The sequence below is a fragment of the Oscillibacter sp. PEA192 genome (assembly GCF_003574015.1).
GTDB classification, from domain to species: domain Bacteria; phylum Bacillota; class Clostridia; order Oscillospirales; family Oscillospiraceae; genus Oscillibacter; species Oscillibacter welbionis.
In genome coordinates this window covers 1,335,643-1,351,884 of record NZ_AP018532.1, presented here as the reverse complement: position 1 = coordinate 1,351,884, position 16,242 = coordinate 1,335,643, and the positions used below count along the sequence as shown (strand labels likewise).

General features: G+C 58.9%; 10 protein-coding genes and 1 pseudogene. 6 read left to right on the top strand and 5 right to left on the bottom strand.

The genetic code is table 11. The features are described 5' to 3' along the window. Positions 1 to 222: 222 nt before the first annotated feature. From tnpA to DN611_RS06450, 4 genes and pseudogenes are all read right to left on the bottom strand, one after another. Positions 223 to 425: pseudogene (gene tnpA, locus DN611_RS17280) on the bottom strand (IS200/IS605 family transposase); the annotation flags it as partial. Between the two features lie 166 nt (positions 426 to 591). Continuing rightward, positions 592 to 5,532 (bottom strand): S-layer homology domain-containing protein, encoded by a 4,941-nt coding sequence (locus tag DN611_RS06460; RefSeq protein WP_119310920.1) that lies wholly within the window; start codon positions 5,530 to 5,532, stop codon positions 592 to 594. A 615-nt stretch (positions 5,533 to 6,147) separates the two neighbouring features. Next, complete coding sequence (locus tag DN611_RS06455; protein ID WP_021748806.1) at positions 6,148 to 6,993, bottom strand: tyrosine-type recombinase/integrase; 846 nt, start codon at positions 6,991 to 6,993, stop codon at positions 6,148 to 6,150. A gap of 138 nt (positions 6,994 to 7,131) precedes the next feature. Further along, entirely contained in the window at positions 7,132 to 8,094 is a 963-nt protein-coding gene (locus DN611_RS06450; protein ID WP_119310919.1) for a reverse transcriptase family protein, read from the bottom strand. A 742-nt stretch (positions 8,095 to 8,836) separates the two neighbouring features. Between DN611_RS06450 and DN611_RS06445 the strand changes: the two genes are divergently transcribed. The 3 genes from DN611_RS06445 (at position 8,837) to DN611_RS06435 (ending at position 12,479) form a co-directional block, all read left to right on the top strand. After that, entirely contained in the window at positions 8,837 to 9,241 is a 405-nt protein-coding gene (locus DN611_RS06445; RefSeq protein ID WP_021748810.1) for an RrF2 family transcriptional regulator, read from the top strand. 65 nt (positions 9,242 to 9,306) lie between these two features. After that, the gene (locus tag DN611_RS06440) at positions 9,307 to 11,217 is read left to right on the top strand and encodes an acyl-CoA dehydrogenase family protein (RefSeq protein WP_021748811.1); all 1,911 of its coding nucleotides are present in this window, start codon (positions 9,307 to 9,309) and stop codon (positions 11,215 to 11,217) included. A 35-nt stretch (positions 11,218 to 11,252) separates the two neighbouring features. After that, positions 11,253 to 12,479, top strand: a complete 1,227-nt coding sequence (locus DN611_RS06435) for an FprA family A-type flavoprotein (protein WP_021748812.1) — start codon at positions 11,253 to 11,255, stop codon at positions 12,477 to 12,479. A gap of 505 nt (positions 12,480 to 12,984) precedes the next feature. Here DN611_RS06435 and DN611_RS16660 read toward each other — a convergent pair. Continuing rightward, positions 12,985 to 13,134, bottom strand: a complete 150-nt coding sequence (locus tag DN611_RS16660; RefSeq protein ID WP_158629839.1) for a hypothetical protein — start codon at positions 13,132 to 13,134, stop codon at positions 12,985 to 12,987. A 241-nt stretch (positions 13,135 to 13,375) separates the two neighbouring features. Between DN611_RS16660 and DN611_RS06430 the strand changes: the two genes are divergently transcribed. The 3 genes from DN611_RS06430 (at position 13,376) to DN611_RS06420 (ending at position 16,237) form a co-directional block, all read left to right on the top strand. Continuing rightward, a complete protein-coding gene (locus DN611_RS06430; RefSeq protein WP_119310918.1) occupies positions 13,376 to 14,041 on the top strand; it encodes a response regulator transcription factor in 666 nt (221 codons plus the stop codon). Further along, positions 14,019 to 15,500, top strand: a complete 1,482-nt coding sequence (locus DN611_RS06425; RefSeq protein WP_119310917.1) for a sensor histidine kinase — start codon at positions 14,019 to 14,021, stop codon at positions 15,498 to 15,500. Before DN611_RS06430 ends, DN611_RS06425 begins: the two co-directional genes overlap by 23 nt. A gap of 107 nt (positions 15,501 to 15,607) precedes the next feature. Continuing rightward, entirely contained in the window at positions 15,608 to 16,237 is a 630-nt protein-coding gene (locus DN611_RS06420) for an alpha/beta fold hydrolase (protein ID WP_119310916.1), read from the top strand. The last annotated feature ends 5 nt before the right edge of the window (positions 16,238 to 16,242 follow it).

Genomic DNA, 16,242 nt, shown 5'->3' with positions numbered 1-16,242 from the left:
GCCGCATGGTTCAGGCCCTGCCTCTCATCCCTCTCCGGCGGAATATGGGCAGCAGTTCCGGCTGGTTTTGGAACCATCTGTATATAGGGAGATAGTATCCGCATTGCTCCCTTTTGAACAGCAATCTATATCCGGTATCCGATATATAGGTGCGCCCCTTCTCCATCAGTACGATTCTTGATCCCCTGTTCCGTTGAAGATGTGGTCCGCCTTCGCGCCGTCATATCCCCTACGCCAGAAATGCCGGTTTCCATATTTATCTCATGTTCGCATGCTTTCATAGATCATCAGACTATTTTTCCCCTTTCAACACCCCATAATCTGTGAAACGCTGTACTTGGGCGGGATACCTTCCAATATGTGAACATGATCTTTGTACGCCTCTCCTCTATAATTTCTGTCCCCTTGTACTCACACAATTTCCTCCTTTGGTTCTTGTAGCAGTTGGCAGACCTCCATTGTTCTACCAAAGGAGGATATTTTTTCGGCATGGCTAAAGCTTTTTGGAACCATCGGTTTTGCCGGTGGTTCTCTTTTTCAAAAAAGCAGCAGGGCGGATTTCTCCGCCCTGCTGTCTTATTCTGATTTGTCTCAGGCCACCTGATTCCAGAAGCGATAAAGGATCACCGCGAACTGGGCGCGGGTGGCTGTTCCAGCGGGGTTCAGCGTCCCTGCGCTGGTGCCGCCCACGATGCCGTTGGCCACGGACCACTGCAGGGGTTCCACTGCGTACCCCGCCACGCTGCCGGCATCCGGATAGGCGCTCAGATCGGCCCGCTGGCCGTTGGCATAATTCCGCAGTTCCGCAAAGCGGTACAGCAGGGCCACCAGCTGCTGCCGGGTCACCGCCGCACCGGGGTTGGTGCCGTCGGAGATGCCGTTGTCCATGGCCCAGGTGCGCGCCTCTGCCATGTTGGCGGGAGACTGTCCGCTGAGCCGCGCCAGGATCATCCACACCTGCTGGCGGGTGATGCTGCCGTTGGGGCTGAACGTCGTGGCCGTGGTGCCGTTGACGTAGCCGTTGTCATAGGCCCAGGCGATCTCATCGTAGGCCCAGAAGGTCTCCGGCACATCGGTAAAGAAGGCGCTCTCTCCGGTGCGGGTGAAGGTGACTTCGATGGTCACCCGGCCGCGGGGCTGTTCAAAGGTATAGGTGCCGTCCCGATTGGCGGTGACGTCGATCTCCCGGCCATTCCGGTCGGTGACGATGACCTCGTCCACCCCATAACCGCTGTCGGGATCCGGGGTGATGGTCACCTTGTCGCCCTCCTCGGGAGTCCGGGGATTCACCTTCACGCTGCCGCCGCTGCCGACATCCAGGATGGGGGCGTAACTGGGATCGCTGTCAGAGCCGCCGGAGCCGGTAGATGGGGCAGAATAATAAACCTCATACCCTCCCGAGATCTGCCGCACATAGTAGTTTGCGGCACATTGGATATTTGCCGCACTGAAAGCATGGCCGTTTGTGTAAATAGAGATGTTCTTGGAGACGGAGACCGTTTCACTGATGTCCTTCAGCAGATACACGGCCGAACCCACGGGCGCGGAGGAGATCGCCTCTGCCAGCGTCTCGTAGTACGTCTCCGTGTTTCCGGACACCACGTAAGCGGTATCAGAGGCTGCGGCTTCCTCCACATTTACCTGGTTCAGATACTTGTTCGCACAGTCGATAAAGGTGGATCCTGTGACCGTGATCGGAGCAACCTGCTCTCCTTCCACAGCGCTGGTATTATTGACGCAGTATCCGCCCTCCTGGCTGCAGTTTTTGAATGTGTTGTCCGCAACTGTGATTGTGGAGGTTTCGGTCACCGCGCCGCTGAACATAATTCCGCTGCCGCTGCCGCTCAGATCAAAGGTGTTCCCCGTAATCGTACACTTGTCGATTGTACCATAGGCCACAGAGATCGCACAGGACTGGTTTGTTCCATCAAAGGTGCAGTCTGTCACCGTGAGCTCTTCGCCTGCAACCAGCATTCCCCAGCTGCGCATGTTCCGGAAGGTGCAATGATCGTATGTCACATCATTTGCATGGGGATTATTGAGCGCCATATAGCACGTTTTGACCTCGATGTCATCGAGTCCCTCCACGCCTTCCAGTCCGGTGAAGGTCGTATTGGTATAGGTGGCGTTGTTCCAACGGTCAAACACCGCAAATCCATTGGTACGGATGGTACAGTCTGTTACAACCAGCTTCCACGCTTCGTCGATATTCTCGCCGGTTTGCGCCCAAGCAGCAACGCCGATCACAGAAGGAGACGCACTGTTGATTTCGTCTGCGGTCCCGGCAACAGGGGCGATCAATTCCGTGTTTTTCAGAGTCAGGGTTCCTTCGGCGGCGCCGTAATGAACAATGGCGCCATAGGGAATTGCAGTGCCGGTCATCCGCTGAACAATGCAGTTTTGGATGGTAAGATTTGTTCCCGTTTCCGTGGTTTTTAATTTGCAGGCACCCTGGTCCTTAGAGTCCTCCTCAGAATAGGTCTGCTGGAACCAGATGCCATCCAGTGTGACGCCATCCGCGGCAACACTGACCGTTCCCGTCAGGATCGTGCCGGCTTCGCCCGCGCCGCTGCCAAGCAGCGTGATCTTCTTGCTGATTGTGAGATCCTCGGCATAGGTCCCGGGTTTGATCTGAACCGTGTCGCCGGAGACGGCCGCGTCAATGGCTCCCTGGATCGTGGTGAACTCCCTGTCGCCTATCTGCGCCACAAAGGTCTTGGCGGGATCTTTCCCCACCACAAAGCTGCCGTTCTCATCCTTGACCGCCACATAGCCGTCCTGGCACAAGGCCTCCGGCACTTCAGCGGAGAAGGTGCCGCCGGAGACGGAAACTACCTCGCCGGCAGTGGGCCATGCTTCTTCCGTCTTATCCGCATTATTGAAGGCGTAGGCCTTGACTGCATCAACACTTTCTGCGGATTGGAAGGTTCCGTCCTCAATGGTGACGGTGCCCAGGTCCTGATAGCCCTCCCGCTCCACAATGGAGATGGCAGCGCCGTCGCCGATGACGCCGTCGCTGTCAGTTTTTTGCGTCGGCTCCCCTGTCACTGTGATGGCCGTCTGCGCTCCCCGTACTGCCAGACTGCCGGCGCACATCTGCACACCCACATACTTGGCGTTGATGATGGAGTTTTCGATGGTCACTGTCCCGGTGCTGGGGAAGTAGATGCCGTTCCCATTGGGCACGTTGAGGGTGCTGTTCTTCAGGGCGATGGCGTTCTTCACATTGGTGCCGTTGGTGACGATGCCGTAGATATCTTCTCCCTTAACGTCGACGGTAACACCTTCCAGGGTGAGGGAACTGTTGCTGTACAGCACTTGAGCTCCATCTGCCTCAGGGCTTGTCCCCATCAGGGTGCCGTTCTGGATGGTGAGGCCGACATTCTCATAATTGACATCTACAATCGCGTCTGAGCCTGTGTAAGTATACGTTCTGCCGGCAAGATTCAGCGTGCCGCTGCGGCTGCCGGAATAGATCTTGTCACTTCCGGTATAATCGTGCAGCAGCGTCACGACGGCATTGTCCCCGGCAGCGCTCACCGCATTGGCATAGCTGCCATAAATGCGGTCGACACCGCCGACGCTCACCCGGAAGCCGCCGTTGGCAATATAGTCTGCCGCAGTTTCACTGTATAGGAGATACGCGCTGCTGTCCAGCTTGACAGCATCCGTGCCGCCCTCCAGAACCTCAAGTGTCACGCCGGCGCCGATTTCGGCGGGCAGCGGAATCGTACTGTTCCCGGATTTCACGCTGACAGGCAGCTTCGCCCGAATGGTGCCGCCCTGCCCGGAAACCGAGTTGATGAGCCGCATAGTGGAGTCCACGCCATCAACCGGCTTACTGCTGTAATTCGTCTTCAATGCCACTGCGCCGTCACTGCTGGTAACTGCCGTGCCGTCAATATCATAGCCATTGAGATCAATGGTCACACCATAATTTACAGTACTGATGCCGGAGGTGAGCACGAGACTTTTCTGCAGCTGGACGGTGCTGCCGGCAGGCGCTGCTTTCGCAGCCGCACTCAACGTCAGGTAGTTGGTTCTGCTCCCATCCCGGGCAATCACGACCGCCTCGGCGGACTCGTCTTTCACTCCAACAGAGAGGGAACCGTCGGGATTTTTCACCACGCCGTAGCCATCCCTGAAGGCGTCGGAACTGTTGACAACCCGCGCCGCCTCGGCGCCGGGGAAGCTGCCGCCGGAAATTTCTGCTGTGGCTGTTTCTGCCAGACTGATTACGTACGAAGAGCCGTCGCCCTGCGTCTGGAAGGTACCGCCGGTGAGCGTGAGATCCGCGCCGGCACCCATGGAAATGGCGGTTCCGCTGCTCTCACTGGTGAATGTTCCTTTCGAAATGGTCAGCTTGCCGGTGTTGGCCCCGCCTGCAAAGTAGTCAGAGCCCACAACCGTGCTCTCGGCGGTAAATGTGCCGCCGGAGATCGTTGCCGTGTTGGCATTATATACGGCATAGCGACTCTCGCCGGGCTGCTTGAAGTTGCCGCCGGTGATGGTCAGCTCTCCGTAATCGTCATTCTTTACTGTGATCTGGCCGCCGGTAAAGGTGCCGCCATTGATGGTCAGCTTGGCTTGCTTCCCGCCCGCGTTGGACTTGGGCTCACCATTGGATCCAGCCTCCGCTGCGGAGCTGTTCTGCCAGCCATTGCCGATCAGGCTGGAATAGAGGCCGGAGTTGCTATCAGAAAACTTCACCGTGACGCCGTCTTTGATGGTCATGGTGCCGAAGTTCTTCAACACATACCAGCTGTTGCTGCCGCTTGCGTCGCTGCCGGTACTTGCCTCCTGAGAGCGGGTATAAGAGCCGCCCTGCAGGGTGATGGCCGCATTGATGTTGTTGTACACCGCACCCCTGCCATGGCTGATGTTATCCACCACGCCGGTCTTCTCCGCGGAGGTATCCACAATGGTAATCCGGGTGCTGTTGTTGAAGATCGTATGACTTTCCTTATTGGTCAGGGTGTGGCCGTTCAGGTCGATTTTGATATACCGGCCTTCCGGGATCACCACGTCTTCAGCCAAGTTCTCATTCAGTGTAATGGTGTACAGCCCTTTGTTGGTGTCTTTGTTATACGCTTGCGTAGCGTCGATGGCCGCACTGACGGAGTCATATTCCGTCGTCCCGCCGTTCTGTTCCATGGTAACGGCGGACTCCTCCAGAAGAATGATCTCCTGAAGCGGCACCTCATTCGGCACAGAGGTGCTGCCATTTTCAGGGATTTCCTCCCCGGTGGGGTCCTGTACACCGTCTTCCGGCGTCTGCGGATCCCTTTCATCCTCTCCGTCACCGGCGGGCAGTTCCGGATCCCCGTCACTGGGCTGAAGGTCCTCTTCTCCCTCCTGCTCTTTCTCCGGATCGTCTGGCTCCTTTTCAGGAGTCGAAGGCTCCTTGATCTGCTCTTCCTGCTGTTCTCCGGATTCTTCCGGAGGTGTGAGTTCCTCTGCAAACACTGCCGTAGGAAGCAACGTCAGTATTAGACAGAGCGCCATCAGAACAGACAGCAACTTTCTCTTCATTTTCTCGTTTCCTCCTTTTATAACTTCTTTATAACCCCTGCGCTTCAGGTTCAGAACGCACAATGACACAGCCGCTTTACAGGCGGCTCCCGCTCCGGAGACCGCCTGTAAACACTGCGAACAGGAAAATCACAGAGCATGTCCCATCACCTCCTCCCAACTGACGATAAGCGGTTCATTTAGCGACCGCTCCTGGAAATGCTCCAGCAGCAGACGAAAGCAGACCGCAGATTCGTCCGCTGTGGATTACTGAGTTTTCTTGGACACCGTATCTGTCTAGCGCGCTGTCCGGGTGTCACGGGTCAGCGTCTGTTCGATCCTTTTCTCTTTAGAATATTTTTATGTCAAAATTTATATTTTGACAATATAAAAGCGAAAATAAATATCTTTACTTACTGTATAGATAATAATATTATACCATCTGGCATTTTGAAACACAAGACCCATCCCGTCTTTTGACACACAAAAAAGAGCCGCAAAAATGAGAAAGATTGCGGCTTTTCTTTTCATACCCATCAGTGCCTGGAAGGCGCTGCTGGCGTGGCACTTTTTCTTTCTCACAGTGCAAACTGTGCAGAGCCAGATGTTTTATATGGTCAAAATATAAATTATGTCCTATAAAATCAATCCCAGCCTGTTTAGTTGCTGTGCGTGCTCCGCACCGGAGGTCGTCAGATAAATGCGTGTGGTTTCGATGGAGCTGTGGCCCAGCACATCGGCCAATCGAACAATATCCTTACAGGCCCGGTAGAAGATCGTGGCAAAGAGATGCCGAAAATTGTGCGGGAATACTTTTCCCGGCTCCACTCCTGCGTATCTGCACAGCTGTTTCATCTCCGCCCAGATCTGACGGCGGCTCAAGCTTCTTCCGCTTCTGGTGAGAAAGATCTCACCAGAAGCGGTTTTGTGTTTTTGCGCGTATTTCAGCAGCTTCCGGCAAAGTTTTTCCGGCAGGAGGATGGTTCGGATTTTCCCTTTTAAAAAGATATCCGTCCGGCCCCGTTTTGCTGCCTCCATGGTGATATACTGCACTTCGGAGACACGGATGCCGGTAGCGCAGATCGTCTCCATAAGCAGCGCCAGCCGCTCCTGTCCTCTGGAACGGGCCGTCTCCATCAGACGTTCGTACTCCGGACGTGTCAGCTCCCGGCCCGCGTCCCGGAACAGCCGGCGCTGGACTCTCAGAAATTTTACCCGGCACCCGTCCCAGCCCAGAAAGTGAAACAGGCCGTTGAGCGCCGCCAGCATGGCATTGACCGTTGCCGGCGCATAGTCCTGCGTAAGCAGATGCTCTTTCCAGGCTGCCGCCGTCTCCTTTGTCACCGGAGAGCCGTCCAGCCAGACGGCGAATGCCCGGATGTGGCGCAGGTAATTCTCGATGGTGCCGGGGCTGCGCTCCTCGGCACGCAGGTGCGCAGCAAAGGCTGTGAGTCGTTCACTGGAAATCGTAAGTTCAGACATTTGCAGACCTCCTCAACAAAAGATCCTCCTTATTTTACCTTGCAGACGGCGGTTTATGTGCCGGGGATATTCTCCCGAGCTCTTCGGAAAAAGCCGAAAAAGCGGGAACATCTACATGATGTTCCCGCTTTTTCCATGTCACAATATCTGTTTTTCTGCCGGAGATGTCTCCCGCCCTCCGCCGTATTGCGGCTGTGCTTTGATCAGCCAGTCCCGGGCTTCCTGCAGCTCCCGCCTTCCCGGCGTGATCTGCAGCTGGTAGTTGACCCGGCCCAGGAGCTGAGCCAGGTAGCGGTCCTCCGGTCCGTCGATCCCGGCTCGCGCCATGTGGCCGGAGATGCCAAATTTTTGGCAGAAATGCAGCTCCTGGCGCAGTGCACGGCGCTCTTCGGACGGGACATTGCACTTTTTGTTGACCACAATACCTGTCACAAGCTGCCGGCGGTCTGCCGGGAGCCATTTTGTCTTTCCGGGATTGAGATAGAACCCCAGCGCCCGCAGCCGGGGCTCCACGCACCGGAGCACCTCATCCCGGGCGAAATCGCCGGAGAACGTCATGTCGTCGCAGTACCTGGTGTAAGCGATCTGCCTCTCCCGGCACCAGGCCCCCACCTCGTTGTCAAAGTCCCGCATAAGGATATTGGTGATGCAGGGGGATGTGGGCGCCCCCTGGGGCAGCCGATCCCACCCGTAGCACAGCATAGCCAGCAGAATACGTAAGTTCTCTGCATAAACCTCAGCTGGAAAGGCAGTTTCCTTCACAGCGGAATACAGGATACTGTCAAAAAAATGACGGATGTCCAGCTTCAAAACACAGGGCTTTCCCACATGGGGCGCAGCATTGCACAGAGTGCTGCCGCCGTATCGATAGGCCATGGCGTAGGGGGACACAGGCATGTGGACCAGCAGCACCCGCAGGATCTGGCGCTGGATGTGCTTCAGCAGCGGGTCCGGGACCGACAGCTCCCGCACACCGCCGGAGGACTTGGGGAGCTGCCTGCGGATGTAATGGCGGTCCAGTGTATTGCTGACGGCATACAGCGTCCCGGCGGGGATCCCCAGATCCCGCACAAGGGAGGAGAGCTCCCGATAGACAATCAAGTGCTCTCCTCCCTTCTCATGCCTGCGGAGCGATACAAATTTGTATGGGGAACCGCGCGGCGGTATCTTCCAGCACATCGCAGGTGTGCTCCAATACCGCAAGCGGGCTCGCCTGCGCGAAGCGCATACGCCAGAATCCAGCCAACCGGCCGCGACTCGCGGCCGGCGCCCGAAAGGGGCTGCAGCTATCACCCCTGTCAGCAGGCATGGTGCGAACTTTATCAGAATTATAGCAGATCGCCCGCCGCTGTCAAGAGGCGGACGGCAGCCACAGCTCACAGCGGAAGACCTCGCCGTCGTAGAGCCGGTCAGCAGCTGCACCTTCACCGGCTGGGACACCGCCTTTTCGATCTCCGCCTGGAGCACACATCCGGCTGCACCTTTACGGGCAATCGGTTCCGTTTCAACTGCACCGATGGCACTCCCGGCCACTCCCTATACAACGAAAATACGTTTGAATACAACGGCATCGCCGTCCTGCTGAAATCGGTTCCCTCAGACCCCGCGCCGGACTTTCAGAACAGTGTGTTCCCCGGCAACGACACCGATATCCGGCTGTCCCCCGGCGGGTGGGCCCACCGTGAGTCCCAGGGCGTCCGCCCCGGCATTTTATCAAAATCACGACTGGTTTTTTATGGAACACTGCCAAACTTTTTATAGGGTTGCATCCGATACTTGACAAAAAATATCCAAATTGGTATTCTCCAATTAACAATACGACGCATAAAAGGAGAACGCGGCATTGGTCATTACCCGGGAGACAGATTACGCCCTGCGCATCCTGCGGGCACTGTTGGATGGAAAACTGCATACCGCGGGACAGATCGCACAGGATGAACTCCTCCCCCAGGCCTTTGCCTATAAAATCCTGAAAAAGCTGGAGAAGGCCGGACTGGTGGAGGTGGTCCGCGGAACGGCGGGCGGCTGCCGGCTGTCGGCGGATTTGACCGGCACCAGCCTCTATGACCTGATGAAGGCCATGGGAGAACGCGGGAATCTGAGCTCCTGCATGGATCCGGCGTATCAATGCCCCTGGCGCAGCTGCCACGGCGGCTGCACCGTGCACTGCAAGCTGGCTGAGATTCAGAACAAGCTGGACGAGGAGCTGCGGGCCCACAGCCTGCAGGAGATTTTGACGGACCCCTGATTTGACAGTTTTTCTTTTGCTTGAAAGTTGATAAATTTTATCAAGATTAAAGAGGAGGTACGACTATGCTGTTTCAGACCACACAGGCACACGAGGAACTCCGCGCCAAAGTCCGTGCGTTTGCGGAGGAGGAGATCAAACCCATCGCGTTCATGCTGGACCAGCAGAACGAGTTCCCGGACGAGGCCATCCGGAAGCTGGGCGAGATGGGCCTCATGGGCATCCCCTTCCCCGCGGAGTACGGCGGCGCCGGGCTGGATGCCCTGAGCTACGCCATCGCCGTGGAGGAGCTGGCCCGGGTGGACGGCGGCGCGGGCGTCATCCTGTCCGCCCATGTCTCCTTAGGCTCCTGGCCCATCTTCGCCTACGGCACCGAGGAGCAGAAGCGCAAGTACCTGGTGCCCCTGGCCAAGGGCGAGAAGATCGGCGCCTTCGGCCTGACGGAGCCCAACGCCGGATCCGACGCCGGCGGCACTGAGACCACCGCCGTCCTGAAGGGCGACCACTATGTCCTCAACGGCGGCAAAATCTTCATTACCAACGCCCCCAAGGCGGACACCTATGTGGTCTTTGCCGTCACCACACCGGATATCGGCACCCGGGGCATCAGCGCCTTCATCGTGGAGAAGGGCTGGAAGGGCTTCTACTTCGGCGACCACTACGACAAAATGGGCATCCGCTCCTCCTCCACTGCCGAGCTGATCTTTGACAATGTGGAAGTGCCCAGGGAGAACCTGCTGGGCAAGGAGGGCGACGGCTTCAAGATCGCCATGTCCACCCTGGACGGCGGCCGCATCGGTATCGCAGCCCAGGCGCTGGGCATCGCCCAGGGGGCCTATGACGCCGCCGTGGCCTACTCCAAGGAGCGCATCCAGTTCGGCAAGCCCATCGGCTTCCAGCAGGCCATCTCCTTTAAGATCGCCGACATGGCCACCAAGCTCCGCTGCGCCCGGTTCCTGGTGTACTCCGCCGCCGAGCTGAAGGAGGCGCACGCCCCCTACGGCATGGAGTCCGCCATGGCCAAGATGTACGCCTCCGACATCGCCCTGGAGGTCACCAACGACGCCCTGCAGATCCACGGCGGCGCCGGGTTCATGAAAGGTATGGAGGTGGAGCGGGCCTACCGGGACGCCAAGATCACCACCATCTACGAGGGCACCAACGAGATCCAGCGGGTGGTCATCGCCTCCCATATCCTGGGCAAGGCCCCCAAGAGTTCCGGCGGTTCCTCCAGCCAGCCCAAGAAGCCCGCGCCCGTCACCGGTGTGCGGAAGAAGGTCATCCTGCGGGACGGCTCCCCCGCCGAGCAGGTGGCCGCCCTGGTGGAGCATTTGAAGAAGGACGGCCACGACTTCACTGTGGGCATCCCCCTGGACACCCCCATCGCCCAGGCGGAGCGGGTGGTCTCTGCCGGCAAGGGCATCGGCGGCAAGAAGAACATGAAGCTCATTGAGGATCTGGCCAAGGCCGCCGGCGCGGCCATCGGCTCCTCCCGTCCGGTGGCGGAGACGCTGAAATACGTGCCCCTGAACCGCTATGTGGGCATGTCCGGTCAGAAGTTCACCGGCAACCTGTACATCGCCTGCGGCATCTCCGGCGCGGTGCAGCACCTGAAGGGTATCAAGGACGCCTCTACCATCGTGGCCATCAACACCAACGCCGGCGCCCCCATCTTCAAAAACTGCGACTATGGCATCGTTGGGGATGTGAACGAGATTCTGCCCCTGCTGACCGCTGCTCTGGACACCGGCGAAAAGCAGCCCGCGCCGCCCATGGTGAAGATGAAGCGGCCCCGTCTCCCCAAGCCGGAGCCCATCGGCAAGCGATACGTCTGCGGCGGCTGCGGCTATGAGTACATCCCCGAGCTGGGCGACCCGGACGGTGACATCGCCCCCGGCACGTTGTTTGAAAAGCTGCCGGAGGACTGGGTCTGCCCGGAGTGCGCGGAGCCCAAGGACCAGTTCATTGAGGCGTAACGGCCTGTCATCTGTGAGTAAAGGAGGATTTCTTCATGCATTGTGTGAGAACTGTTACCGAAAATCTCTATTGGGTCGGCGCCAATGACCACCGTCTGGCTCTGTTTGAGAACATCCACCCCATCCCCAAGGGGGTCAGCTACAACGCCTATCTGCTGCTGGACGAAAAGAGCGTCCTGTTTGACACGGTGGACTGGTCCGCCTGCCGCCAGCTGCTGGAGAACCTCGAATACCTGCTGAACGGAACGCCTCTGGACTATCTGGTCATCAACCACATGGAGCCGGACCACGGCGCCTCCATCGAGGAGATCCTGCTGCGCTATCCCAAGGTCCGGATCATCTCCACGGAGAAGGCCTTCATGCTGATGCGCCAGTTCGGCTTCCATGTGGACGGTCACGAGTGCATCCAGGTCAAGGAGGGCGACACCTATTCCTTCGGCGACCACACCGTCACCTTTGTGGGAGCTCCCATGGTCCACTGGCCCGAGGCCATGGTGACCTTTGATACCACCAACGGCGTCCTCTTCTCCGCCGACGCCTTTGGGTCCTTCATCGCCCTGGACGGCAAGCTGTTTGCCGACGAGGTGAACTTCGACCGGGACTGGATCGACGAGGCCCGCCGGTACCTCACCAACATCGTGGGCAAGTATGGCCCCCACATCCAGCTGCTGCTGGGCAAGGCCGGCGGCATCCTGGACCAGATCCGGTATATCTGCCCCCTTCATGGTCCCGTGTGGCGGAAGGATCTGGGCTACTTCATCGACAAGTACGACAAATGGAGCCGCTATGAGCCGGAAGTCAAGGGCGTGCTGATTGTCTACGCCTCCATGTACGGCAACACCGAGGCAGCCGCCCAGGCGCTGGCCGCCAAGCTTTGCGAACGGGGCATCACCGACGTGGCCCTGTACGACGTGTCCAACACCCATGTGTCCTACCTGATTGCCGAAAGCTTCAAGTACAGCCACATCGTCCTGGCCTCCGTTACCTACAATCTGGGCATCTACCCGGTGATGAAGAGCTATCTGGAGGACATGAAGGCCCTGAACCTCCAGAACCGCACCTTCGCCATCATCGAGAACGGCTCCTGGGCCTGCAAGTCCGGAGACCTGATGCAGGCCTTCATCGACGAGGAACTCAAGAACATGACGGTGCTCAACGAGCGGCTGTCCCTGGCCTCCTCCCTTCAGGCGGACAAGGCCGCAGAGCTGGATCAGCTGGCGGACGCCCTGGTGGAATCCCTGCAGGAGGACCTGGAGAACTGACGCCCCGAGCAGCCGGATAGCTCCGTGCACCGGAGGAAATCCCATAAGAAACGCGCACCGGGCGGAAACGGTCTCCCCCGGTGCGCCTTCGCGCAGAGGAGAGCGGCATATCCATAGGGATATGCCGCTCTTTTTTTCTTTCGGGTCAGCCGGTGGACTCCCCCGAGGCGGGCTTTCGGCACAGGCGGGCCGCCTGCCGCCTCGCTGCTGGGGCAGGGCAGGTGGACCTGGCGGGCACTTCGTCCCGTGCTCCGCGTCCCGCTCCCCACCGCTGCTGTCTGCGACCAGCAGCATATTCGATCCGTTTTTCTCAAAAAGCTGGCCAGATATTTCTTCAGACACCTGGCCCCGGAAATGAACCGCGTCCCATTTTCAAAAATCAAATTATGTATCGTTCTCTTCCCGCATAGCGGCCGTTCTGGGGCTATTATAAAAAATTGAGATTTCCGGAGAAGCCTCAAAAGCTATGGGCATATACCTTTCCGTTACAGCCCGTGAAGCGGGATCAAAGGGAAAATACCGCCCTCGCCGCGCTCAGGAACCGTTTGACAGTAACTGCGGACCCGTGGGCGTGGAGCGGGCCGAAGGGGATGGTGTAGTTCCAGTCCACGGGGAGGGCCTTCAGCCGGGAGTTCACATTTCTGTCGGTTGTCAATGGTCATCATGTCCTTGGAGTTTTCACGCGGGTTGAACACCTGGATGCAGAAGAAGTCAAAGCCCACGAACCGGATCTGGGAATCGTCCTGTCACAGCTCCGGTGCCCACTGGTCAATGGGACCGGTCACGCAGCAGGCGGCCGCTGCTGGAAACGGAGGTCTGTTCCCCACACAGGGGGAAATGAAATTCTCCATGATAAATTCACAATCCTGTGCTATACTTTTTCCCGGTGATTGTTGATGAAACGAATTCTGATCGTGGAGGATGAGCCGGAGCTGCAGGAGCTGCTGTGCGCCTATCTGCAGGACGCGGGCTATGCGGCCGCTGTGGCCGGAGACGGCGCGGCGGCCCTGGACCTGTTCCGCGCCCAGTCTTTTGACCTGGTCCTGCTGGACATCATGCTGCCGAAAATCGACGGTTTCGGGGTCTGCGCGCAGATCCGACGCCAGTCCCAGGTGCCCATTCTGATGCTCACGGCTCTGGACGGAGAGACGCAGCAGCTCCGGGGCTTCGGCCTGAATATCGACGACTACGTGACCAAGCCCTTCTCCATGCCGGTCCTGCTGGAGAAAATCCGGGTGATCCTTCGCCGGAGCGGCGAAGCGGCGGAAAGCCGCCTGCATTACCGGGATCTGGTGGTGGACCTGGACACCAGGGAGGCTGCACTGGACGGCCGTCCCCTGGATCTGACGGCCCGGGAATTCGAGCTGCTGCGCACCTTTCTGGCCGCGCCGGGGCGGGTCTTCACCCGGGAGATGCTGCTCTCCAGGCTGTGGGGCTACGACTTCTTCGGGGATGAACGGGTGGTGGACAGCCACATCAAAAACCTCCGCCACAAGCTGGGGCGGGACTATATTGAAACCGTGAGAGGGGTGGGCTACCGTGCTGCGAAGGAAACTCGCTGAAAGCCTGACGGTGCGTATTTTTCTGCTTACCTTCCTGCTGCTGCTGGGGGCAGGGGGACTCACCTTCGCCCTGATTGCCTGGGCCACCCCCATCACCTACACCGCTGTGATCAGCGACCGGCTCCAGGCCCAGGTAGCCGACCTCACCCAGCAGCTGGCGCAGACCAATCTGGCCGACGCGGGGCCCATCCTGGACGCCTTTGTCCGGGAGAGCGGGGCGGAGGTAGCCCTGACGGCCCCCGGCGGGGCGGAGGCGGACACCGGCTCCCTGTTGGTCCTGCCGGAGGAGGACTGGCAGGTGGCCGTCACCATGTCCGGGGCGGACAACTCGGTCCAGACCTATGAGGCCGACACCTATCAGGTGCAGATTGACCGGGCCGACGGTGTGGTGACCGCCACTCAGACGGGGATCCTCACCACCCAGATCACCTTTGCCGACCAGGAGGGGACCTACCAGCTGCTGGTCTCCCCTCAGCTCCGCTTGGCCAACCAGGCGGTGGAGGCCCTGGGGCGGGTGGCCCCCTGGCTGGCTCTGGCGCTGCTGGCCTTCTCCCTGCTGTGTGCGTTCGGGTACTCCCGGTATATCACCCGGCCCATCGTGCGGCTGAACGGCATCGCTGGCAGGATGGCGGAGCTGGACCTCCAGTGGGTGTGCGGGGAGCGGCGCCGGGACGAGATCGGCCAGTTGGGCCGCAGTCTGGACAAAATGGCCCGGCGGCTGTCTGCCGCCCTCACCGACCTGGAGACCGCCAACCAGGCCCTGCGGGGGGAGGTGGCCCGGGAGCGGGAGCTGGACCGACAGCGGATGGCCTTTTTCTCCGCCGCCTCCCACGAGCTGAAGACGCCCGTCACCATTTTGAAGGGACAGCTGGCCGGGATGCTGGAGGGCGTCGGCGTATATCAGGACCGGGACAAGTACCTGCTCCGCTCTCTCCAGACAACCGGCCGGATGGAGCGCCTGATCGGCGAGATGCTGTCCATCTCCCGCATGGAGTCCGGATCTGCCGCCGTCCGGCAGGAGCCCGTGGACCTGTCCGCCCTGATGGCGCAGCAACTGGCTCTGGACCGGGAGCTGCTGGAGCAGCGGGGCCAGCAGCTGGTGTCCGCACTGACCCCGGGGATTACCGTGCCCGCAGACGCCTCCCTGCTGGGGAAGGCCGTGGGCAACCTGCTCTCCAACGCCTCCCGCTACTCGCCGGAGGGGGCGGAAATCCGGGTTTGGTGCGGCCGGTTGGAGGGCCGCCCCGCCCTGAGTGTGGAGAACACTGGAGCGCGGATCAGCGGAGATGCCCTGCCCCACCTGTTTGAAGCCTTTTACCGGGAGGAGAGTTCCCGGAACCGGAGCACTGGCGGCAGCGGACTGGGGCTCTATCTGGTGAAGATGATCCTGGACCGGCACGGCGCGGTGTGTACCATTGAGAATACGGAGGAAGGGGTAAAAGCGACTGTAAGGTTTTAGTTTTCTGCCCATTCCGGACTTTCTTCCGCAGATGTGACCGTTTCAAGTATACGCTGAGACATCGTACAAGCGGAGAAGCTGCATAGATCAGGCCAAGGAGGTTGCGTATGGCGAAAAAAATCCTGGTTCATGGTTCTGGACACAAGGCGGCAAGCTGGAAGGAAACGGTCTCCTGCATGGATGGCAAAGAGGAGCTGCTGTGTCCGGACCTGTGTGCCCTGCTTGCCGGGAAAACAGCAAGCTATCCGAGCCTCTATGGGGCGTTTGCAGAATACTGTGATCACGTCGGCAGAGCGGTCCATCTGTGCGGTCTTTCACTGGGCGGTATCCTGGCGCTGAACTATGCGCTGGACTTCCCCGAAAAGGTAAAAACGCTGGTCCTGATCGGGACGCCTCATAAAATTCCCAAGGCGGCGTTCGGTATCCAAAACCTGATTTTCCGCTTTCTGCCCAGATCCGTTTTTGACACCATGGCCTTTGATAAAGAGAGCACGTTTGTCTTGGGCAATTCCATGAAGAAGCTGGATTTCAGCGGCAGAGTGCGCGGTATGCGGTGTCCCGTCCTCATCATCTGCGGGGAAAAGGACCGTTCGAATATCCGCTCCGCCCAATACCTGTCGCAGAACATCCCTGGCGCGGAATTACAGCTTATCGAACATACCGGCCATGTTGTGAATGAAGAAAACCCAAAGGCGCTGGCCGAGCGTCTGAACAAATTCTATTCCCTGCATCCCTGACTGCT

What these genes read in the sequence shown, in the direction of transcription:
- DN611_RS06430 (WP_119310918.1), top strand. Translation starts at nt 13,376, where the DNA reads ATGAAACGAATTCTGATCGTGGAGGATGAGCCGGAGCTGCAGGAGCTG.
- DN611_RS06440 (WP_021748811.1), top strand. Translation starts at nt 9,307, where the DNA reads ATGCTGTTTCAGACCACACAGGCACACGAGGAACTCCGCGCCAAAGTC.
- DN611_RS06460 (WP_119310920.1), bottom strand. Translation starts at nt 5,532, where the DNA reads ATGAAGAGAAAGTTGCTGTCTGTTCTGATGGCGCTCTGTCTAATACTG.
- DN611_RS06455 (WP_021748806.1), bottom strand. Translation starts at nt 6,993, where the DNA reads ATGTCTGAACTTACGATTTCCAGTGAACGACTCACAGCCTTTGCTGCG.
- DN611_RS06420 (WP_119310916.1), top strand. Translation starts at nt 15,608, where the DNA reads ATGGCGAAAAAAATCCTGGTTCATGGTTCTGGACACAAGGCGGCAAGC.
- DN611_RS06435 (WP_021748812.1), top strand. Translation starts at nt 11,253, where the DNA reads ATGCATTGTGTGAGAACTGTTACCGAAAATCTCTATTGGGTCGGCGCC.